This is a genomic window from Hydrogenophaga sp. (assembly GCF_019264445.1).
In the GTDB taxonomy this organism is placed as follows: domain Bacteria; phylum Pseudomonadota; class Gammaproteobacteria; order Burkholderiales; family Burkholderiaceae_C; genus Hydrogenophaga.
Window position 1 is genome coordinate 34,359 of record NZ_JAHVAB010000067.1, and the last position, 20,011, is coordinate 54,369.

Below are 20,011 nucleotides of genomic sequence, written 5' to 3' on the forward strand. Positions count from 1 at the left end.
TCAGTTGAACTCGCGCTCGCGCAGCCACTTGGTGGCCACCCACTTCTCGCCTTCGATCACGGGCGCACCGCCGTGCAGCGTGCGCGTGGCGGGGTGGGCCCGGTCGTAGCTGAAGAACACGGCGTTGCCGCGCACCGGCGCCACTTCAAAGCCGACGTCGGGGAACGTGGTGCCGCCGCCGCGCGTGGGCTCGTTGAGGTACATCACCAGCGTGGCCACGCGCTGGCCGCCGCGGCGCAAGATGGTGGGCGTGCCGGGTTCATTCGGGTCGAAGTAGTCGTAGTGCGGCTTGTACTCGGCACCGGGCTTGTAGTTCAGCACCTGGAAGCCCTCACCGTTTTCCAGCGGCCAGTTCAGCAGCCGCGCGATGCGGGCTTCCACGCGCGCCACCTCGGGCGTCTGGCCGCGCGTGAAAAACATGCCGCTGCTGGTGCGGTCGGGGTTGAGCTCTTCACCACCGGTCTTGGTTTCCACCGTGAGCGAGCGCGCCAGGTGCGGGCGCGCGGCCTCGATCAGCGCATCGCACTCTTCGGCACTGAGCAGGTTGCCCAGCACCACCACGCGGGGGTGGTTCAGCGTGGCGATCACGTCGACCATGCGGTCCCCGGCGTCGATCTGGCGCGGCGACTGGCTCAGGTCGAGGTCGGGCACCGGCACGGTGTCACCGGCCGACGCGGTCGCCACGGGCTCTGCAGGCTTGGCCGCAGCCTGCGTGCGCAGGTGCTCGCGCAGCGTGGTTTCCAACGCCAGCAACGCCACCGACTCCTGCCAGCCCGACGACACCATGGACGCGAGCACCGCTTCGGGCGTGAAGCCGGCGGTGGCCTGTTCGATGATCCAGCGGCGCAGTTCGGGGGTGATGGTCTGGCTCATGGTGGTGTGTCGAGGCCTCAGGCCTTTTGTTCGCGGCGGAACACCAGCCGGTCGACCGAGGACGCGGCGGGCACGAATCGATAGCCCTCAAGGTCGAAGCCCTTGAGCTGCTCGGGTGTGGTGGCGCGGTGCGCCACGGCGTAGCGCACCATGAGGCCGCGCGCGCGCTTGGCCATGAAGCTGATGACCTTGTAGCCATCGGCCTTGCGCTCTTCAAAGGCACAGGTGACCACGCGCGGGCGCAGCGCCTTGCGGTCCACCACCTTGAAGTACTCCTCGCTGGCCAGGTTGATCACGACGGGGCTCACATCGGCCTGGGCGCGCTGGTTCAGGTACTCGGCCACCTCGCTGCCCCAGAACTCGTAGAGGTTTTTGCCCTTGGGCGTTTTCAGGCGCGTGCCCATTTCAAGGCGGTAGGGCTGCATCCAGTCGAGCGGGCGCAGCACGCCATACAGGCCGCTGATAATGCACAGGTGTTGCTGCAGCCAGTCCAGGTCGGCCTCCGGCAGGGTCTTGGCGTCCAGGCCGCCGTACACATCGCCATCAAAGGCCAGCACCGCCTGCTTGGCGTTTTTGGCGGTGAACTTGCGGGCCCAGGCCTGGTAACGCGCCACGTTCAGACCCGACAGCGCATCCGACAGGCTCATGAGCTCGCTGATCTGCGCAGGGGTCTTCTCGCGCAGCACATCGATGAGCTCGGCCGCCTGTTTCACAAACAACGGCTGCGTGTGCGTGGTGACATGAGGCGGCGTGTCGTAGTCCAGGGCCTTGGCGGGCGAAATCAGGAAGAGCATGTGGGGTGGGTTGCGGGTGTGAACCGGCGAAACAGCAGAGGCGGAAATGAACAAGGCTTCCCGCGGGAAGCCTTGATTATCACCATCGATGCGCGTTACTTCAGGTCACCGGCCAGACTCGCCAGGGTTTCGGCCGACAGCTGCCCGTGCGCCGGGTAATGGGTGTGGTCGCAGCCCAGCTTCACGCCCGCGCCAGCCTGTATGGCCGCGCGCATCGGAGCGGTGAATTCAAAGCGCACGAAGTGCACGGCGGAGGTCTTCTCGTCGTTCTCGCGGTCCAGGTCTTCGTCGGCAATCGCATACACCCGCGCATGGCCTTCGACCTCCACGAACAGGCGGTCTTCCACACCGATCAGCCTTGCGAGTTCGCGCTTGCGTTCGTTCACATCGGTGTACTCGATCAGCACCGTGGCTTTCCAGTTCGTGCCGTCGGGCACCAGCGGGGCGTAAGCGTCGATCTCTTGCTGAATGCCCTCTTCCTCGAACACCTTTTCGATGCGCAGCATCTCCTGGATCTGGTAGCGGATGGTGGTCTCGCTCTCGAACTGCACATGCAGGTGCTCGCCCAGCACCGCGCTGCGCAACCGCCGGTGCGCGATCACCGATGGCTTGTGCACCTTGCGCCACTTGGTGTACGCCTCCAGGCTCATGAGGTTGTCCGGCGTGATGTGTCCGGTGAGTTGCATGGCGCGTCCTTACTTGAGGCCGTAGGCACGCGCCACGAGACTCAGCGGATGCTGCAACTCGGGCGCGCCCAATCCATTCACTTCAAACCCTTGCGCGATGTGATGACCGCCCAACGGGCAGTCCGAGCTGATGTAGTCGGGCAGGTTGCCGTCCTTCATGGTCGCCATGGCCTTGAACACCGGCTTACCGATCTTCATGGCCTGCTGGTGGCTGGCCTTCTTCACGCCGAAAGTACCCGCGTGCCCGGAACAGCGCTCGATGGTGTTGACCGTGGTGTCGGGAATCAGCTTGAGCATTTCCTCGGTCTTGCGGCCGATGTTCTGCACGCGGCCGTGGCAGGGTATCTGGTAGCTCACATGGCCCAGCTTCTGCGGGAACTCGGTCTTGAGCAGGCCATCGCGCTTGCGCGCCATGAAATATTCGAACGGGTCCCACACGTGCGCTTTCACGAGCTGCGTGTCGGCGTCGTCGGAAAACATGAGCGGGATCTCCTGCTTGAACATCAGCGCGCAGCTGGGCACCGCCGCCAGGATGGCATAGCCCTCTCTCGCGTACTTCGCCAGCACCGGAATGTTCGCCTGCTGGCTCTTCTCAACCGCGTCCAGATCGCCCAGCTCCAGCCGGGGCATGCCGCAGCACGACTCCTTCTCGACGAGGGTGTACGGAATGCCGTTGTGGTCGAGGATCTTGAGCAGATCCAGGCCGATGCCGGGCTCGTTGTAGTTGATGTAACACGTGGAGAAGATGGCCACCTTGCCCGGTGTCCGCTCGCCGTCGACCACCTGCGTGGAGGCCGCCTGCGGCGCCGCCGAGCGGAACCGCTTCGTCGCCAGCTCGGGCAGCCAGGCGTTCTGGTCCACACCGGCCACACGCTCGAGCAGCCCACGCGCCGCCTTCGTCTTGTTCACGGCATTCACCGCCTGCACCACCACCGGAATGCCCGCAAACTGGCCATGCACGTCGGTCGACGCCAGGAAACGCTCGGCCAGCCCCACCTCGCCCTTCTTGAACTTGATGGCCTTGGCCCGCAGCATGGTGTGGGGAAAGTCCAGGTTCCACTCGTGCGGCGGGGTGTAGGGGCATTTGGTCATGTAGCAGAGGTCGCACATGTAGCACTGGTCGACCACCTTCCAGTAGTCGGCCTTGTTCACGCCATCGACCTCCATCGACGGGCTTTCGTCCACCAGATCGAAGAGCGTGGGGAACGAGCCGCACAGGCTCACACAGCGCCGGCAGCCGTGGCAGATGTCGAAAATGCGCTCGAGTTCTTCGAAGCATTTCGCTTCGTCGTGGAAGTCCGGGTTCTTCCAGTCGAGCGCATGGCGCGTGGGCGCCTGCAGGTTGCCTTCGGTGGCCATGGGCCCTCGCCGCCGGCTCAGTCCTGCAACTCGTTCAGGGCCTTCTGGTAGCGGTTGGCGTGCGAGCGCTCGGCCTTGGCCAGGGTCTCGAACCAGTCGGCCACTTCGTCAAAGCCTTCTTCCCGCGCGGTTTTGGCCATGCCGGGGTACATGTCGGTGTACTCGTGGGTTTCACCCGCCACGGCCGAGGCGAGGTTGTTGCGGGTGGAGCCAATGGGCAGGCCGGTGGCCGGGTCACCCGACTGCTCGAGGAACTCCAGGTGGCCGTGCGCGTGGCCCGTTTCGCCTTCGGCCGTGGAACGAAACAGCGCCGCCACGTCGTTCTGGCCTTCCACATCGGCCTTGTTCGCGAAGTACAGGTAGCGCCGGTTGGCTTGCGATTCGCCTGCGAAGGCGTCCTTGAGGCATTGCTCGGTCTTCGAGCCTTTCAGTGCGGGCATGCGTGTCTCCTTGTGGGGTGGAAAAAGCGCCCTTGCGGCCCGGACGGCAGGCTCCGAACCTGGCAGGACCTGCGCAACTTACGCCTGGCGGCGGTGGTCGTCTAATTGTTCTGGGCTATCCACTGAATTGCCATGGCCTATCACCGCTCCCCGCGCGCCGCTCACGCGCGCAGCGCGCTCCAGATGCGCTCGACGATCCGCGGGTAGTGATCGGCAATCACGGGCGACACGCCCCAGGCCGGGTCAAAAGCGAAATCGGCCGGCGGCTTTTCATCGAACAGTTCGATGTAGTCGGCCACGGCGGCGATGAAGTACATCGAAGGTCTGCCATGGGGCGCCAGTTCTTCAAACAACTCCTCGGGTGGCACGGTGCCCAGCACCGTGTCGCGGTAGGCCATCAGCGACGCCTTGCTGATCGCGTGCAGCCGGATGTCGAGCGCGGGGCGGGCGGCCTGCAGGCGGGCCACCAGCAGCTCCATCCATTGCTGGTAAGCCCCCAGGCCATCAGCCACCCAGGCCGAACACATGGCCGGCGAGATGGCACACGCACCGCTGCCGCTGTCCGGCCGCAAGGCAGGCCAGCCGGCGAAAACGGCATAGCGCCGCTCCGGATTCGGCGCGTGGGTTTCCCACTCGTCGATCAGCTGCAGCAACCGGGTTTCGTAGGACGCCCCCATGCGCGTGCAAGCCGCCGGATCGACGTGCGGCGCATCGAAGTTGTCCGGCACGATCTCGACCACATCGATCTTCGAAGCCCCCTCCCAACCGGGCGTCCACGGGTCCAGGTGCGGCGTGGACACCTCTTCAAACATGTTGCCGGCGGCGGGGGGCACCGTCCACTGCGTGAAGTAGCCGAACTGCGCACCCACGGTGTAGGTGTTGCCGCCGCCCGGCGCGCGCGCCGCCATGCGGGCGACCCAGTTGGACACGCGGGTGCTGGCGTTTTGCGCCGACGTGGGGTGCGCGTGGTTGTGCAGGCTGTTGAGGTACGCGTAGGCATGCACCGTCTTGCCGCCGACCGGCGTGCCTTCCACACCCGAGACCACGAGCTTGCGCTGGTTGTAGTCCTGGCAGGCGCGAAAGCGCGACTGGCTCACGTCGCGCAGGTGGAACTGGGCGCCGAAGGTGCCGGCATCTGCCTGCCTTGTGACGGACGAATACTGGTTGAAACCACCGTCGCCCACCTTGTCCCAGGCCGTCATCACGCGGGCGTACATCGGGTACATGAGCGCACCGTTGTTCACGTCGTTGACCAGCCGGTTGGCCAGCGCCATGTTGGGCAGATCGCCCGGGGCCTGCAGGTGGGTGCCGCCTTCGTACATGACCAGCTTCTTGCGCAGGCCGTTGGCCACACCGCGGAAGTACGGGAACGTCGACTTCGTCAGCTGGCCAATGTTGTCGTTGAGCTTGTCCACCAGCAGGGCGCGCCCCGCTTCGTAGTTGGACGCCGCGGCCTTCATCACCTCGGGCCATTTCTCACCAGGCACATAGAAATAGCCGGTGATCGCAATCGCATCGTGCACGGTGTGCGGCACCACGCGGCCCGGCACCTCGGCCACCCAGCCAGGCGCATGCAGGAAGCTGTGCTCCAGCCCCTGCCACCCGGTGTGAAGGCCTGCCACACGCACCGTGCGGTGCATCTGGCCGGCAAACACCGCTGACCAGGCCAACATGGTTTCGGTGCTGCGCCCGCCGGCTTGCTCGGCCCAGTTGTAGCGTTTGGTCTTGCGCAGCGCTTCCAGGTAGGCGGAGGTGTTGAACCCGTAGCCGAAATTCCACCACTCGTTGGAGTACTCCACATACGCCTTGAGCGCCGGGTTGAGCCGGTCGCGCACCAGCGTGGCGGCCCGAGTCACGTAGTCGGCGTTGGCTTGGTAAGGCAGGGTGAACCAGCCGTCGCAACCCAGTTCGTTGCACATGTCGACAAGTTCGGCCAGCGCAGGCCCGCGGCCGATGGACGTGAGCGTCGGAGCCTCGCTCCAGTTGACATACGGTGCCGTGTTGGCGCTCATCGGATCCATGAAGCGCAGCAACTTCACGCCGCCCCACACGCCCGCAAAGCCCGGGTGCACCCGTCTGCCTTCTGCCACCAGCTTGGCGTGCGCCGTCATGTAGCAGCGCATGCCACGAACGTGGTTGCCCGCGGTGGTGGCCGTGATCTGGATGTCCACCATGTTGTTGCCGGTGGGCATGTAGTCAAACTCGATCCAGTTGGCGCCACGCGTCTGGCCCTGCACGCCATTCACCACCACCGTGCCCGAGCCCTGCCATTCGAGTCGGTACCGGCCACCAAACAGCGGTGCGGTCTCGGGGGCTTGTTCGGTCAGCACCAGGGTGCCTGCCGATGTACCGGCGGGCAGCACGGTGGGGTAGCCATCGGCGTCCACGTTCGCCTGCATGCGCTTGAGCGCAGCCGCGTCGCTCCAGGCGGAGGCGGTCTGCGCGCGCCATTCGCGCGCGTAGCGCATCACATCCAGAAATGGGTTGTCGCGCCCCCAGTCCGCCGCAAAACTGAGGTTGAGCCACAGGCGCCCCTGAGAAAGAGGGGCATGTGCCGGCGTTCGCGCGGCGGGTGCCGCTGGCGTTCCTGGGGCTGCGGCGTGGGCGCTTTTGAAAATAGACATGGTTGACAACACTCCAATAGCGTGCGAGACCATACACGCGCGCCATCTCCCCGACAAACCGGAGTGCGCCGAAGGCCTTTTAAATTACGATAAGTGAAATTCGTTGCATAATGGTGAATCGCAAGGCCCGCTTTTGTCCACACAGGAGACCGACATGCCCACCCCCGCCACCCTGCCGCCGCCGGCGCCCATCCAGCAGTTGCACCACTACGCCTACCGGGCCAAGGACGCCGAGGAAACGCGGCGTTTCTACGAAGACATTCTGGGGCTTCCGCTCTATCACATCATCCAGAGCGACGTGGTGCCCAGCACGGGCGAGTACTGCCCGTACACCCACTTCTTCTTCCGCCTGCAGGATGGCTCGTTCATCGCGTTCTTCGATCTCGGCGACGACGAAGCCGCGCTGCCCAGCCCGAACACGCCGAAGTGGGTGAACCACATCAGCTTTCGTGTGGACACCGTGCAGGAACTAGAGAACACCAAAGCGCGCCTGGAGGCCAGCGGCATCGAGGTGCTGGGCGTCACCGACCACCACATCTTCAAGAGCATCTATTTCTTCGACCCCAACGGCATCCGCCTGGAACTCACTGCGCAACTGGCCGACGAGTTCGCCATGCTCCAGGAAAGCAAGACCGCGCACGCGCGTCTGGCCGAATGGAACGCCCGCAAGGAGCAATGGCGCCGCGAGCGCGCCGAGGGCAACACCACAGCGCCGCTCAAACCCCAGCAGAACGACCGCCCGGAAGTGGTCGCTCGCGCCAAAGCCTGAACGGAGCTCGCGAATGACCACCTACCGCGAAACCGCGCTCACCAACAACTACGAGTTCACCAGCGGGGCGGGCTATGTCCTGCCTGAATACCCCTTCTTCGCACCGCCCGAGCTGCAAAGCACGGCCACCGTGCGCCACCCGATCGTCATCGTGGGCGGTGGTATCTCAGGCCTCACGCTTGCCTGCTCGCTGGCGCGCCTGGGCGTGCAGGCGGTGCTGCTCGACGAGGACAACACGGTGGGCGTGAAAGGCGCTTCTTCCCGTGGCATCTGCTACACGCAGAAGTCGCTGGAAATCTTCGAACGCCTGGGCATCTTCGAGCGCATCGCGGCCAAGGGCACGCAATGGAGCGTGGGCCGTACGTTTGCGGGTGACGACGAGGTCTACAACTTCGACCTTCGCCAACAAGGCAACTTCCACCTGTCCAGCCAGCCCCCGTTCATCAACATCCAGCAGTTCTACATCGAAGCGTTTCTGGTGGATCGCATCCAGGAGCTCGGCGGCGTGGAGCTGCGCTGGAACAACCGCCTGACGGCCTTCGAGCAGAACGACAAATTTGCCACGCTCACTGTCGAGACCCCCGCGGGCAGCTACCGCATCGAGGCCGAGCATGTGATCGATGCCACCGGCTCACACAGCCCGCTTCGCAAGTGGCTTCAGGTGCCTTTCGACTCGCGCCGCGGCGACGACCGCTGGTGCATCGCCGATGTGCGATTCACCACCCAGCCTCCCACCGAACGCCACACCTGGATCGAAGCGCCCTTCAATGAAAACCGCGCTGTGTGGCAACACCTCATGGCCGACGACGTCTGGCGCATCGACTACCAGATGGCACCCAACGCCGATCCGGAATACGTCAGTCGCGAAGACGTCGTGCGCGAGCGTCTCGCGCGGCAGTTCGGCAAGGATGTCGACGTCGAGATCGTGTGGGTGGGCCCCTATGCCTACCGCAGCGAATGTGTGCACGCCATGCGTCACGGTCGTGTTTACCTGATGGGCGATTCCGCCAAAGTGGTCAGCCCGTTCGGCGCCCGCGGCGGCAACACCGGTGTCTCGGATGCCGACAACCTGGCCTGGAAGCTGGCAGCCGTGCTGCGCGGCAAGGCTGGTGCGACCCTGTTGCAGAGCTACCACGACGAGCGTCTCGAGGCGGCGCAACAGAACGTGTGCGTCACCAATCGCACCGCGCGCTTCCTGCGCCCGGCCGACGGCAGCGAGCGCGTGTTCCGCCACGCCGCCATCGGCTTGGCCAAGCAGTATCCGTTTGCGCGAAGTCTCATCAACACCGGCCGCATGGCGGTGGCCAACACCTACAGCCGATCGGCCGTCTGCACGTACAGGCCGGGCTCGGCGGCCGGCGAGTCGGTGCAGAACGTGGCGCTGACCTGGGCCAATGGCCGACGCGGCCATCTGCACGATTTGTTGAACTGGGCCAAGGGCGACCTGCTGCTGCTGGTGTTCGGCGCACAGTCACCCGCCTCGCTGAAGCGCCTGCGACACCTCAGCCTGAACCACGCCGTGCGCAGCGTGCAGGTGCTGAATGCGCCGACGCCCGCGCAAGCCCAGGAGCATGTGCGTGACCCGAAAGGGCAATTGCAGGGCGCTTGTCACGCGACTGGACAAGCCTGGGCGCTGGTGCGCCCCGACGGCTACCTCGCAGCGTCAGGCGAATCGATCAACGCCTCATTGCTCACTGCCATCGAACGCGCGCTCAGTCTGCAGGGAGAAACCGCATGAAACAGGAACTGAATTTCCAGGACGCGGACACGTTTTATGAACAGCTGCTCGACGCGCACGAGGGCCTGAGCCGGGAAGACGCCGAGCTCTTCAACGCGCGCCTGATCCTGCTGCTGGCCAACCAGATCGGCGACCCAGGCGTGCTCAAGGCCTGCATCGACGCGGCGGCGCAGGCGCCTCGCTAAAATCAGGACCTTCCCTGATCTCCCAGACGGCATCCTGCGGGATGCCGTTTCCATTTTTGGCGCGCCCATGACCGACACCCTGAACCAGCCTGGCTTGCAATCCCTGGCCAAATCGTTCGAACCCGCACCGCTCGAAGCCCGCTGGGGACCCGAGTGGGAGCAGCGCGGTTACGGCGCCGCCGGCTTTCGTGGCACGGGCGCACCCCAGGCCGACGCACCCTCGTTCGCCATCCAGTTGCCGCCGCCCAATGTGACCGGCACGCTGCACATGGGCCATGCGTTCAACCAGACCATCATGGACAGCCTCACGCGCTACCACCGCATGGCGGGCGCCAACACCGTGTGGGTGCCGGGCACGGACCACGCCGGTATTGCCACGCAGATCGTGGTGGAGCGCCAGCTGCAGGCCCAGGGCATCAGCCGCCACGACATGGGCCCCACGCCCGCCGAAGCGCGCAAGAACTTCGTGGCCAAGGTCTGGGAATGGAAAGAGCACAGCGGCAACACCATTACCACGCAGATGCGCCGCATGGGCGACAGCGTGGACTGGAGCCGTGAGTACTTCACCATGGACGACAAGCTCTCGTCCGTGGTCACCGAAACCTTCGTGCGCCTGTACGAGCAGGGCCTGATCTACCGGGGCAAGCGGCTGGTGAACTGGGACCCGGTGCTCAAGACCGCCGTCTCCGACCTGGAAGTGGAAAGCGAGGAAGAAGACGGCTTCCTCTGGCACATTGCGTACCCGCTGGCCAACGGCTCGGGCTCGCTGACCGTGGCCACCACCCGACCCGAAACGCTGCTGGGCGACGTCGCCGTGATGGTGCACCCGGAAGACGAGCGCTACACCGCGCTGATCGGCCAGCAGGTGAAGCTGCCGCTGTGCGATCGCGAGATTCCCGTCATTGCAGACGCCTACGTGGACCGCGCCTTCGGCACCGGCGTGGTCAAGGTCACGCCCGCCCACGACAACAACGACTACGCTGTCGGCCAGCGCCACGGCCTGCCCATCATCGGCGTGCTCACGCTCGACGCCGCCATCAACGACAACGCGCCCGAGAAGTACCGCGGCATGGACCGCTTCGTGGCCCGCAAGGCCGTGGTGGCCGACCTCGAAGCCGCCGGCCTGCTGGTGGAGACCAAGAAGCACAAGCTCATGGTGCCGCGCTGCGCGCGCACCGGCCAGGTGATTGAACCCATGCTCACCGACCAGTGGTTCGTGGCCATGAGCAAGGTGAGCGAATCCGACCCCAGCGGCAAGAGCATTGCGCAAAAGGCCATCGATGCCGTGCAGTCGGGCCAGGTGACGTTCGTGCCCGAGAACTGGGTGAACACCTACAACCAGTGGATGAACAACATTCAGGACTGGTGCATCAGCCGCCAGCTCTGGTGGGGCCACCAGATCCCGGCCTGGTACGACGAAGCCGGCAACGTGATCGTGGCGCGCAACGAAGCCGAAGCCCAGGCCAAGGCACCTGGCCAGACGCTCACGCGCGACCCCGACGTGCTCGACACCTGGTACTCCTCGGCGCTGGTGCCGTTCAGCACCATGGGCTGGCCGAACCAGAAGAACGGCGCCACCGAGGACTTCAACCTCTACTTGCCCAGCACGGTGCTGGTCACCGGCTACGACATCATCTTCTTCTGGGTCGCCCGGATGATCATGATGACGAACCACTTCACCGGCCGCGTGCCGTTCAGGCACGTCTACATCCACGGTCTGGTGCGCGACGCGCAGGGCCAGAAGATGAGCAAGAGCGAAGGCAACGTGCTCGACCCGGTCGACCTGATCGACGGCATTGCGTTGCCACCGCTGCTCGAGAAGCGCACCACCGGCCTGCGCAAGCCCGAAACCGCCCCCAAGGTGCGCAAGCAGACCGAGAAGGAATTTCCCGAAGGTATTCCTGCCTATGGCGCCGACGCGCTGCGCTTCACCTTTGCGGCTCTCGCCTCGCTGGGCCGCAGCATCAACTTCGACAGCAAGCGCTGCGAGGGCTACCGCAACTTCTGCAACAAGCTCTGGAACGCCACGCGTTTCACGCTGATGAACTGCGAGGGCCACGACTGCGGCCTGCAGGAACACACCAAAGCCGAATGCGCGGTGGGCCAACCCTTCCACGGCTACCTGAGCTTCAGCCAGGCCGACCGCTGGATCAGCTCGGTGCTGCAGCAGGTGGAGGCCGAAGTGGCCAAGGGCTTCGCGGAATACCGCCTGGACAACGTCGCCAACGCCATCTACGACTTCGTCTGGAACGAGTTCTGCGACTGGTACCTGGAAATCGCCAAGGTGCAGATCCAGACCGGGGACGCCTCACAGCAGCGGGCCACACGGCGCACGCTCATCCGCACACTGGAAGCCATCCTGCGGCTGGCGCACCCGATCATTCCCTTCATCACCGAAGAACTCTGGCAAAAGGTCGCGCCTGTGGCCGGCCTCCCTGGCGAGTCGGTGAGCATCGCGCGCTATCCGCAAGCGCAGCCCAACAAGATCGACGAAGCGGCCATCGCCCACGTCGTCAAACTCAAGGGCCTGGTGGACGCCTGCCGCAACCTGCGCGGCGAGATGAGCGTGTCACCCGCCACCCGGCTGCCGCTCTACGTGCTGGGAGACACCGCTTTCATGAAAACCGCCGGACCGGTGCTGCAGGCGCTGGCCAAGCTGAGCGAAGTGCGCGTGTTTGAAGACGAGGGCGCGTGGGCCGCTGCAGCACAGGCGGCACCTGTGGCGGTGGTGGGCGAAGCGCGCATGTGCCTCTTCATGGAGATCGACATCGCTGCCGAGAAGGCCCGCCTGGGCAAGGAAGCCGCGCGCCTGGAGGGCGAAATCACCAAGGCCAACGGCAAGCTCTCCAACGAGGCTTTCGTCGCCAAGGCACCGCCCGCCGTGATCGACCAGGAAAAGAAACGCGTGGCCGACTTCAGCGCCACGCTGGCCAAGGTGCGGGAGCAGCTGCAACGGCTGGGCGCCTGAGCAAGACGCGAAGCCGGCGGAAGGGTTCCTGGTCCAGAATGCCGCGGGTCTGGCTCCGCCAGCCCGCAGGCATTGCCCCCTGGGGGGTGACGCACCGCAGGTGCGGCGCGGGGGGGGCCCAATCACCCGCGATGCATCGCGATCGAACTCCACTGCGACGGTGAGACCGCCTGCGGATCGCTGGTTTCCTGAAAGTCCAGGTTGTCCAGCACCGAGAAGTCGCTCACGCGGGTCTCCTGGTGCGCGGCGCCCGGAGACAGGGTCTCGTGCATGCGATGCGCCACATACCAGCTGGCGCGCAGCTTGGCCTCTCGCGTGTGCGAGCCCAGGCGCGGTGTGAGGTGCAGATTGGGAATGCCATGCAGCGGCGTGCCTTCAGCGGCAAACTGCGGGTTGGCGCCGTCCAGCAGACAGGCATCGATACGGCCATCGCACAAGGCCAGCGCCAGCGCCTCGGCGTCAAACAGCGAACTGCGGCTCACCCCCACCCAGAGTTGACCGGGCTTGCAGTGGTTGAGCATGCGCTCGTTGATCCAGCCCCGGAAGCGCGAGGCATACACCATCTGCAACGAGATGGCGTCCGAATGACCCAGCAGCTCCTGCAGCGATACCGGCTCGACCTTGAGCTTGTCCCAGATGTCGGCGGCGTGGTGAATGGCGGGGTCGTAGCCGAGCAGGCGCACGCCCAGGCTGCGCAGCATGGGCGCCAGCGTGTGCGCCACAGGCGCCAGGCCCAGCAAACCGACCGTGCTGCCAGAGAGTTCGCGCCCCATGCGCACCTGGGAAATCTTGCGCCCGAGCAGCGCGCTGATCATGCCGCGGCGGTACAGCATCAGCAGACCGTAGAGCAGGTACTCAGCGTTCGAGCGCACCGTGGCGCTGCGGGCCTGCAACACGCGCACATTGCGCCGCGCACATGCGTCCAGATCGGTGTTGTCGCTGGAGATCTGCATGCGCGCCACGATCTCCAGCTTGGGCGCGAAGTCCAGAAACTCGCCAGACACCACCACATGCGGCGGCAGCACGATGGCGCGCGTCTTGTAGGTGCTCTTGCGCAGCTCGGCGGGATCGTCGGCCAGCTCGGGCCGGAAACTCACCTCATGACGCTCCTGCAACCAGGCCAGCGCCTCGGGCACGAGCGGATCCAGGAGCAGGACTTCCATGTCGGGTGAGTGGGGCGTTGAAAGAAGTGGAAAAACCGGATCGCGCCTGTGAGCGTTCAGCGGCGCTTCAGAATGGAAATGTGATCACCGCCCACCGTCTCCTGCTGCACCAGCACGTTGCCCGTCTGCTTGGCAAAGGCCTGAAAGTCGCGCACGGAACCCGAGTCGGTGGCGATCACCTTGAGCGTCTGCCCGCTGAGCATGTCGGCCAGCGCCTTCTTCGCTTTGAGAATGGGCAAGGGGCAGTTCAAGCCACGGGCGTCGAGTTCTTTGTCGGCAGTCATGGGGTGGGGGGTATTCCTGGGTTGTCGTGATTCTAAGGGTCAGGCCGCACAGCGCAGGGGCTGCGTGCGCGGCCCTCCTCGCTAGCCGGCGCCTTCGGTCGGACCCACGGCGGGTTTCTGTCGCAAATCTTCCATGAACACCGGTTCATGGCCCTGCTGGCGCAGCCATTGCGCCAGCGCCAGCCCGGTGCCCGCGCGCCAGCAACGCACCTTGTCGGGTGGCATCAGCTTGTACTCAACCAGCTCCGGCGACAGCCGCACCTGTCCATGGGCACGCGCGTGGTAGGTGATGATGATCTGGTTCATGCGCTGGAAGTCGTGCACACCCACAAGCTCCAGGGTGTCAACCGCCAGCGAGGTTTCTTCTGCGATCTCGCGCCGGATACCCTCTTCCGGCGTCTCGCCCGCCTCCATGAAGCCGGTGATCAGCCCGAACATCTTGCTGGGCCAGGCGGCGTTGCGCGCCAGCAGAATCTGGCCATCCATCTCCACAATAGCCGCGAGCACGGGGGTCGGGTTGTTCCAGTGCGTGAAGCCGCATGCCGGGCAGCGCAAGCGCTGCGTGAAGCCACCGTCTTCTTCCTGGCCAATGAGCGCCAGGGGCGTGGCGCAGGCGGGACAGAACCGGAATTCGGTGCTCATGTTCGACCGCAGGCCGTCAGGCCGGGAAAACGCCGGTGGAGAGGTAGCGGTCGCCGCGATCGCACACCACAAACACGATGGTGGCGTTCTCGACCTGGCTGGCGATCTGCTGCGCGACCCAGCACGCGCCAGCCGCCGAGATGCCGGCAAAGATGCCCTCCTCTCGTGCCATCTGGCGGCACATGGCCTCCGCATCGCCCTGGCTGACGTACACCAGTTCGTCGACCGTGCTCGGGTCGTAAATCTTGGGCAGGTATTCGGTGGGCCACTTGCGGATGCCGGGGATGCGCGAGCCCTCGCTGGGCTGCGCACCCACGATGCGCACCGCAGGGTTCTTCTCCTTGAGGAAACGCGACACGCCCGTGATCGTCCCGGTGGTGCCCATGGCGCTCACGAAGTGCGTGATGCGTCCACCGGTTTGCTCCCAGATTTCCGGCCCGGTCGTCTCGTAATGAATGCGCGGGTTGTCGGCATTGGCGAACTGGTCGAGCACGCGGCCTTTGCCTTCGGCCTGCATCTTTTCGGCCAGGTCGCGGGCGGACTCCATGCCGCCGCTCTTGGAGGTGAGGATCAGCTCCGCACCGAAGGCCTTCATGGTCTGCGCACGCTCGATGGAGAGGTCCTCCGGCATGATCAACACCATGCGGTAGCCCTTGATGGCTGCGGCCATCGCCAGCGCGATGCCGGTGTTGCCCGACGTGGCCTCGATGAGCGTGTCGCCCGGCTTGATGTCACCGCGCTCCTCGGCGCGCTTGATCATCGATACCGCAGGCCGGTCTTTCACGGAGCCCGCGGGGTTGTTGCCTTCGAGCTTTCCCAGGATCACATTGCCGCGTGCCTGGTTGCCCGCTGCACCAATGCGTTGCAGCGCCACCAGAGGCGTTTTGCCAATGGCGTCTTCAATCGTCGGGTAGTTCATGCCCGCACTGTGCCATAATTTCGAGTCTCCCTTCTGGCAGCCCGGGTGGTGAAATTGGTAGACGCGCCGGACTCAAAATCCGGTTCCGAAAGGAGTGTCGGTTCGATTCCGACCCCGGGCACCAAGTGATCGTTTCCAAGCGATCCTTATCGTCTCATTGGGCCGCCCATCTCGGCGTTTCCCCTATGAGAACGCCACTTAAGGGTGTCACTTCGGCCCCCGCCAGCCCGATATATTTGCGGTACCGCTAACGGTATGTGCCTTAGCGGTATCCAGATACCGTAAAGGGCAACATGCCACTCACTGACACCGCTCTTCGACAGCTGAAGTCAAATCCGCACGCGCGCCGACAAAAATTGGCTGACTCTGGCGGCCTATACCTCCTCATCGATGGACCAGGCCGCTACTGGCGCCTTGACTACACATACGCACAGAGACGAAAAACGCTCGCATTGGGCGTTTATCCCGTAGTGTCCTTGGCGCAGGCAAGACGCATGAGAGACGAGGCAAAGTCACTGCTCGTCGAAAACATCGACCCCATGGCCGCCAAGCGCGAACGCAAACAAGCAGCAGTCGCAGCAGCGGACAGCACGTTTGAGTCGGTTGCGCGTGCATGGCTAAAGAAGACAAAAGCCACAAGAAAAGCAATTACTGATGACAAGCTGGTCGGCTGGCTTGAACGCGACGTATACCCCTCGCTAGGCCGCCGTGCGATCTCGGAGTTAGGACCGCGTGACGTGCTGGCGGTTGTCAGGCGAATCGAAGATCGGGGCTCAATCGATACAGCCCATCGTATTCTTCAACTCTGCAGCCGCATCTTTCGGTTTGCAGTCGCGGGAGGGCAAGCCGATCGAGACGTCACTGTGGATCTGCGAGGTGCTCTGAGTGCAGTCCCCAAGAATCACCACGCGGCCATCACGGATCCCGCCCCGTTTGGGGCCTTGCTTCGAGCCATTGAGGGTTACAGAGGAAATCCTGTGGTTGCATCTGCGCTGAAACTCGCGCCGCTCGTGTTTGTACGTCCCGGTGAACTGCGCCACGCAGAGTGGAGTGAAGTCGATCTAGAAAGGCGGGAATGGCGAATTCCCGCGGAGAAGATGAAGATGAAGCTGCCTCACCTCGTCCCTTTGTCCAGACAAGCCTGTGAACTCCTAAAAAACTTGATGCCGATTTCGGGGAACGGGAAGTACCTTTTCCCAGGCCTCAGAACTCGGACGCGTCCCATCAGCGACAACACGCTGAACGCTGCGCTCCGCAACTTAGGTTATCCAGGTAACACCCATACTGCGCACGGTTTTCGTGCCTCCGCCAGGACGATGCTTGATGAAATTCTGGGCGAACGGGTTGATCTAATTGAGCATCAGCTTGCACACGCAGTCAAAGACCCTAACGGGCGGGCTTACAACCGTACGAGTCACCTTGAGGCAAGGCAACTCATGATGCAGCGTTGGGCCGACTACCTAGATGCCCAAAAAGAAGGTGCGCAGAAGGTCGAGGTCCGAGGCCACCGAGTGCGCATACTTGCAAAGCCAATCCAACCCTCCTTCGCACCCGCAGAGACAACAAAGCGGGTTCGAATCTTGAAGAGCGCGACCTTCTCGGACGCGCATTAAGGCAGTAAAACGTACAGACAACGGGAGGTATCGCGTGGTCCAATCCAATCGTTCTTTTGATCAACTTCCCGACTCGGCCTATGTTCGCGAATCAGATCTCGTCACAAGACCAAGAGAGAACGACCCCGCTCTCCTACCGTTCAGCAAGTCAACGCTTTGGCGTCATGTCCGCGCTGGCACATTTCCCGCACCAGTCAAGCTTTCAGAACGGGTGACTGCGTGGCGAGTAGGCGATGTGCGGCAATGGCTTCTCAAGTTCAACAAGAGTGCGCCAGTGGGTGCATCTGGTCGGGTTCGAATTCTGCGCAAGTAGATCGGATGCCGCCAAAAGATCAGAGCAGACTGACTGCCGTTAGCGGTTCCATGCTGGACCCGAGATAGAGATGGTGCTGCTGGCGGGGATTGACCCCAACTCTCCTACTCACTATGAGCCACCGGCTAAGCCCCTCGCATTTGCACCACGAGGTTGCTGTAGAGAGGATTTTATCGCTGCACGCTCGGGCGCCAGGTCGCACGCGTCCCGGGAGCCGACGTAGCCTCGGCGATGAGATCCTGAGTGCGCAGATGCGCCAAAGCTTCGTTCGCAGCGACCGTACCTACGGCGCACGCCGCGTGTGGCACGACGTGCTGGGGCAAGGCCAGACCTGTGGTTTGCATCGCGTCGAGCGGCTCATGCGAGAACAGGCGCTGCGCGCCGGACCCCGCCGGCGATGGCGTCCCAAGGACCGTAGCGTGCGCAGTGCTGTGACCGACAACGTGCTGGACCGCCAGTTCCAGGCCGACGGCCCGAACCCGAAGTGGGTGGCCGACTTCACCTACAGCTGGACGGGTCAAACTGTTCCCCAACCTCTACTTCTGACTGGCTCAAGAAATCGAGGGGACTTCAAGCGAGCTAAAGCATCTCAATATGCTAAAGGATGCTGTGCTTAACGAGTACGAAGAAGTGGCTACAGGAGAGATCAGCTCGGCCTAAGGCCAAAGCCCCCTCAGATTTCTTAAAGGACATCGCGAGGCGCATTCGAGTCCAGGGCGCGGGGTAGGTGCCAAGGTCCGGCGCGGGTGGTGCCTGAGGGCGCCCTAGGTTGGCTCGAGGGGACGCCGCCGGCGCTCGGCCATGCCACCCCAATGGCACGTGTCCGCGTTGCTCCCGTGGCCAGCCATTGATTGGCGAATCGGCGCAGTCGGCACTGGTGGAGCGCTACGGTTAAGCGGACAACGCCTGCATTCCGCTTGAGTTGATTAAATACCCTGATGTACTTCCATCAGGGTTGCGCGCAAGTACAAACTGCAACTGGCCGGCAGGCTCAGTAGTGATACCAGACACGAACGGAACCGATCGAAATTTCCCAGCCGCGTAGCGCACTGGTGACGTGGTTCGCACAACCTTCAGAGCGATGACAAGCTCAAGAATTTCCCCCGACCGCGCACCATCGTCAATCTTCCACAACCCGTTGGAGTCGGTATAGGTGAGATGACAAACACGCTCCTCGCCTCCTTTCACGTGCGCGCGAACTGTTTCTTGCACGAGGTCTGTATTCAGAAGGCGACGCACGAACGCATCCATAGACATGGGGCCGATGCGCGTGGGAAGAACGTCCGTCGCAGGAATTGGCAAATGTTCCTTTGCTCCGTTCGAAAACTGACACAAAGCAGCGACATCAAAATTCATCGTCACCACATCAAACACGCCCAACCCTTCTAGAGCAGCGATCATGGGCCAGTCGGCGCCACAAGCCTCTTCAACGGTGAGGGTTTCGATCCCCAAGAATTGCGCCTTTCGGAGAGCCGGTTTGGAGAAGCCACTTTCAGACACAAGGATCAGCTTGTCTGTTGCGAGGTTCTGGTGCTTCGCATGCATCTTCTCGATCCAAGGCGTGTCCGCAGGCCGGCTCCAAGCAACCACCTCCAAGCTCAAGTGAACTTGATAGCTCGCGGTGTTGGAAATGACGATGACATCGACCTCACGCAACTCGCCTGTAACACGATCAAGCAACATGGCGGATTCAGAAACCTTCGCTTGTCCAGCGAAAGTCGCTGTCAGCAGTGCAACAAGTCGCTGAAACGCATTTGTGCGAGCGGGCATAAGAGCTAGATCGTGACGTTTGAGGAAGGCGCAGATGTTGTCACCGAATGCGTAGTGACGTCGCAATGATCGTCGTCCACAGGCTAAGAACCCCTTGCTGAGCGGTTGTTTTGAAGCCACTGCTGGGCAATCGTTCTAACGAACGACTCTGCTTCCACCCTCGTCATTGGATTGCTCGTCGATGGCGGATCGCCATGGGCGTGTCGTGCCCAATCGCCGCTCACAGTGTCGTTGTGCACGACGTCACTGAAGCGTCGATACTGTTCAGCAGTGATCCCATACTGCTGCCCAAAAGCGGCGGCATTCGCCCTTGGCCCTCTCATAAGTTCGTAGATTTTGAATAGTGTCTCGCCGGTTGGAACCTCCGCGGCCAAAAGTTCCAAGACCTTCGCACCCTTTGGACTGAAGTAGGCGGGTTCGAGCAAAGAAAGCTGTGACTCCAATTTCGCTTGGTACTCAGCCTCGGCTCTCTGCTCGTACCATATCCTCAGTGCGTCCTCTGAAAGCCCTGGGCCTGGACTCACCGTCAACGTGGCGTCGGAGGTCGCATGAAAGTGAATGGCTTCGTGGATCTCCAAGAATGCATGCCGGCTGGCGGGACGTCTTGAGTAGTCAATAACAGATCCCAAGGCAAATGAGGTATCGATGTTTGCTGCTCCGGCAAAAGCACTTTGCACCTTCTTGGCAATTTGAAACGCCTCGGAAGCCGTCGCACACTGATCTATCTGACCGGATGTGAACGCGACATGTGGCGCCTCGTCCACGACAACAAGTCCCAGCCTCTCCAGCAGGTCCTCCAGATTTCTGCGTTCTAGTTTCGTGCTCTGAATCTCTATTGCCCAACGCATGGTCCGCGCTCCGAAGTCACTGC

General features: G+C 63.3%; 18 protein-coding genes, 1 tRNA gene and 1 pseudogene. 8 read left to right on the forward strand and 12 right to left on the reverse strand.

Annotated features, from left to right (window positions below; translation table 11 throughout):
* The 6 genes from KXJ60_RS14340 to KXJ60_RS14365 form a co-directional block, all read right to left on the reverse strand.
* Entirely contained in the window at positions 1-873 is an 873-nt protein-coding gene (locus KXJ60_RS14340; RefSeq protein ID WP_291129174.1) for a 2OG-Fe(II) oxygenase, read from the reverse strand.
* 17 nt (positions 874-890) lie between these two features.
* Positions 891-1,667 (reverse strand): peroxide stress protein YaaA, encoded by a 777-nt coding sequence (gene yaaA, locus KXJ60_RS14345; protein WP_291129176.1) that lies wholly within the window; start codon positions 1,665-1,667, stop codon positions 891-893.
* A 95-nt stretch (positions 1,668-1,762) separates the two neighbouring features.
* Positions 1,763-2,353 (reverse strand): DUF3501 family protein, encoded by a 591-nt coding sequence (locus KXJ60_RS14350; protein ID WP_291129178.1) that lies wholly within the window; start codon positions 2,351-2,353, stop codon positions 1,763-1,765.
* Positions 2,354-2,362: 9 nt separating this feature from the next.
* A complete protein-coding gene (locus KXJ60_RS14355; RefSeq protein ID WP_291129181.1) occupies positions 2,363-3,712 on the reverse strand; it encodes a heterodisulfide reductase-related iron-sulfur binding cluster in 1,350 nt (449 codons plus the stop codon).
* Between the two features lie 17 nt (positions 3,713-3,729).
* A complete protein-coding gene (locus tag KXJ60_RS14360) occupies positions 3,730-4,152 on the reverse strand; it encodes a rubrerythrin family protein (protein WP_291129184.1) in 423 nt (140 codons plus the stop codon).
* A gap of 161 nt (positions 4,153-4,313) precedes the next feature.
* Positions 4,314-6,776 (reverse strand): hypothetical protein, encoded by a 2,463-nt coding sequence (locus tag KXJ60_RS14365; RefSeq protein ID WP_291129185.1) that lies wholly within the window; start codon positions 6,774-6,776, stop codon positions 4,314-4,316.
* A gap of 154 nt (positions 6,777-6,930) precedes the next feature.
* Here KXJ60_RS14365 and KXJ60_RS14370 point away from each other — a divergent pair, with 154 nt between their 5' ends.
* From KXJ60_RS14370 to KXJ60_RS14385, 4 genes are all read left to right on the forward strand, one after another.
* Complete coding sequence (locus KXJ60_RS14370) at positions 6,931-7,545, forward strand: VOC family protein (protein ID WP_291129188.1); 615 nt, start codon at positions 6,931-6,933, stop codon at positions 7,543-7,545.
* Positions 7,546-7,558: 13 nt separating this feature from the next.
* Positions 7,559-9,283, forward strand: a complete 1,725-nt coding sequence (locus KXJ60_RS14375) for an FAD-dependent oxidoreductase (RefSeq protein ID WP_291129191.1) — start codon at positions 7,559-7,561, stop codon at positions 9,281-9,283.
* Positions 9,280-9,468, forward strand: coding sequence for a DUF2783 domain-containing protein (locus KXJ60_RS14380; protein ID WP_291129194.1), 189 nt, complete (start codon positions 9,280-9,282; stop codon positions 9,466-9,468). The genes KXJ60_RS14375 and KXJ60_RS14380 overlap by 4 nt, the downstream gene beginning before the upstream one ends.
* 67 nt (positions 9,469-9,535) lie before the next feature.
* Positions 9,536-12,436, forward strand: coding sequence for a valine--tRNA ligase (locus KXJ60_RS14385; protein WP_291129197.1), 2,901 nt, complete (start codon positions 9,536-9,538; stop codon positions 12,434-12,436).
* A gap of 122 nt (positions 12,437-12,558) precedes the next feature.
* On the opposite strand, the gene KXJ60_RS14390 is transcribed toward KXJ60_RS14385, so the two are convergent.
* The 4 genes from KXJ60_RS14390 to cysM all read right to left on the reverse strand — a co-directional run bounded on the left by KXJ60_RS14390 (position 12,559) and on the right by cysM (position 15,444).
* Positions 12,559-13,599 carry an NAD(P)-dependent oxidoreductase gene (locus KXJ60_RS14390; RefSeq protein WP_291129200.1) on the reverse strand — a complete coding sequence of 347 codons (1,041 nt, stop codon included), beginning with the start codon at positions 13,597-13,599 and terminating at the stop codon, positions 12,559-12,561.
* A gap of 56 nt (positions 13,600-13,655) precedes the next feature.
* The gene (locus tag KXJ60_RS14395) at positions 13,656-13,883 is read right to left on the reverse strand and encodes a sulfurtransferase TusA family protein (RefSeq protein WP_291129202.1); all 228 of its coding nucleotides are present in this window, start codon (positions 13,881-13,883) and stop codon (positions 13,656-13,658) included.
* Between the two features lie 81 nt (positions 13,884-13,964).
* Positions 13,965-14,525, reverse strand: a complete 561-nt coding sequence (locus KXJ60_RS14400) for an NUDIX hydrolase (protein WP_291129204.1) — start codon at positions 14,523-14,525, stop codon at positions 13,965-13,967.
* Positions 14,526-14,541: 16 nt separating this feature from the next.
* Entirely contained in the window at positions 14,542-15,444 is a 903-nt protein-coding gene (gene cysM / locus KXJ60_RS14405) for a cysteine synthase CysM (RefSeq protein ID WP_291129246.1), read from the reverse strand.
* A 39-nt stretch (positions 15,445-15,483) separates the two neighbouring features.
* On the opposite strand from cysM, the gene KXJ60_RS14410 reads away from it, so the two are divergent.
* The 4 genes and pseudogenes from KXJ60_RS14410 to KXJ60_RS14425 form a co-directional block, all read left to right on the forward strand.
* Positions 15,484-15,568, forward strand: a tRNA-Leu gene (locus KXJ60_RS14410).
* A gap of 169 nt (positions 15,569-15,737) precedes the next feature.
* Positions 15,738-17,057 carry an integrase arm-type DNA-binding domain-containing protein gene (locus KXJ60_RS14415; RefSeq protein WP_291129248.1) on the forward strand — a complete coding sequence of 440 codons (1,320 nt, stop codon included), beginning with the start codon at positions 15,738-15,740 and terminating at the stop codon, positions 17,055-17,057.
* 34 nt (positions 17,058-17,091) lie between these two features.
* Positions 17,092-17,370 carry an AlpA family phage regulatory protein gene (locus KXJ60_RS14420; RefSeq protein ID WP_291129250.1) on the forward strand — a complete coding sequence of 93 codons (279 nt, stop codon included), beginning with the start codon at positions 17,092-17,094 and terminating at the stop codon, positions 17,368-17,370.
* A gap of 230 nt (positions 17,371-17,600) precedes the next feature.
* Positions 17,601-17,891: pseudogene (locus KXJ60_RS14425) on the forward strand (IS3 family transposase); the annotation flags it as partial.
* A 370-nt stretch (positions 17,892-18,261) separates the two neighbouring features.
* Here KXJ60_RS14425 and KXJ60_RS14430 read toward each other — a convergent pair.
* Both KXJ60_RS14430 and KXJ60_RS14435 read right to left on the reverse strand, forming a co-directional pair.
* Complete coding sequence (locus KXJ60_RS14430) at positions 18,262-19,140, reverse strand: hypothetical protein (RefSeq protein ID WP_291129259.1); 879 nt, start codon at positions 19,138-19,140, stop codon at positions 18,262-18,264.
* A gap of 83 nt (positions 19,141-19,223) precedes the next feature.
* On the reverse strand, positions 19,224-19,988 hold the full coding sequence (locus KXJ60_RS14435; protein WP_291129262.1) for a hypothetical protein: 765 nt from the start codon (positions 19,986-19,988) through the stop codon (positions 19,224-19,226).
* Positions 19,989-20,011 lie beyond the last annotated feature (23 nt).

What these genes read in the sequence shown, in the direction of transcription:
- KXJ60_RS14365 (WP_291129185.1), bottom strand. Translation starts at nt 6,776, where the DNA reads ATGTCTATTTTCAAAAGCGCCCACGCCGCAGCCCCAGGAACGCCAGCG.
- KXJ60_RS14380 (WP_291129194.1), top strand. Translation starts at nt 9,280, where the DNA reads ATGAAACAGGAACTGAATTTCCAGGACGCGGACACGTTTTATGAACAG.
- cysM (WP_291129246.1), bottom strand. Translation starts at nt 15,444, where the DNA reads ATGAACTACCCGACGATTGAAGACGCCATTGGCAAAACGCCTCTGGTG.
- KXJ60_RS14375 (WP_291129191.1), top strand. Translation starts at nt 7,559, where the DNA reads ATGACCACCTACCGCGAAACCGCGCTCACCAACAACTACGAGTTCACC.
- KXJ60_RS14360 (WP_291129184.1), bottom strand. Translation starts at nt 4,152, where the DNA reads ATGCCCGCACTGAAAGGCTCGAAGACCGAGCAATGCCTCAAGGACGCC.
- yaaA (WP_291129176.1), bottom strand. Translation starts at nt 1,667, where the DNA reads ATGCTCTTCCTGATTTCGCCCGCCAAGGCCCTGGACTACGACACGCCG.
- KXJ60_RS14350 (WP_291129178.1), bottom strand. Translation starts at nt 2,353, where the DNA reads ATGCAACTCACCGGACACATCACGCCGGACAACCTCATGAGCCTGGAG.
- KXJ60_RS14395 (WP_291129202.1), bottom strand. Translation starts at nt 13,883, where the DNA reads ATGACTGCCGACAAAGAACTCGACGCCCGTGGCTTGAACTGCCCCTTG.
- KXJ60_RS14435 (WP_291129262.1), bottom strand. Translation starts at nt 19,988, where the DNA reads ATGCGTTGGGCAATAGAGATTCAGAGCACGAAACTAGAACGCAGAAAT.
- KXJ60_RS14340 (WP_291129174.1), bottom strand. Translation starts at nt 873, where the DNA reads ATGAGCCAGACCATCACCCCCGAACTGCGCCGCTGGATCATCGAACAG.
- KXJ60_RS14390 (WP_291129200.1), bottom strand. Translation starts at nt 13,599, where the DNA reads ATGGAAGTCCTGCTCCTGGATCCGCTCGTGCCCGAGGCGCTGGCCTGG.
- KXJ60_RS14400 (WP_291129204.1), bottom strand. Translation starts at nt 14,525, where the DNA reads ATGAGCACCGAATTCCGGTTCTGTCCCGCCTGCGCCACGCCCCTGGCG.
- KXJ60_RS14430 (WP_291129259.1), bottom strand. Translation starts at nt 19,140, where the DNA reads ATGCCCGCTCGCACAAATGCGTTTCAGCGACTTGTTGCACTGCTGACA.
- KXJ60_RS14385 (WP_291129197.1), top strand. Translation starts at nt 9,536, where the DNA reads ATGACCGACACCCTGAACCAGCCTGGCTTGCAATCCCTGGCCAAATCG.
- KXJ60_RS14415 (WP_291129248.1), top strand. Translation starts at nt 15,738, where the DNA reads ATGCCACTCACTGACACCGCTCTTCGACAGCTGAAGTCAAATCCGCAC.
- KXJ60_RS14370 (WP_291129188.1), top strand. Translation starts at nt 6,931, where the DNA reads ATGCCCACCCCCGCCACCCTGCCGCCGCCGGCGCCCATCCAGCAGTTG.
- KXJ60_RS14355 (WP_291129181.1), bottom strand. Translation starts at nt 3,712, where the DNA reads ATGGCCACCGAAGGCAACCTGCAGGCGCCCACGCGCCATGCGCTCGAC.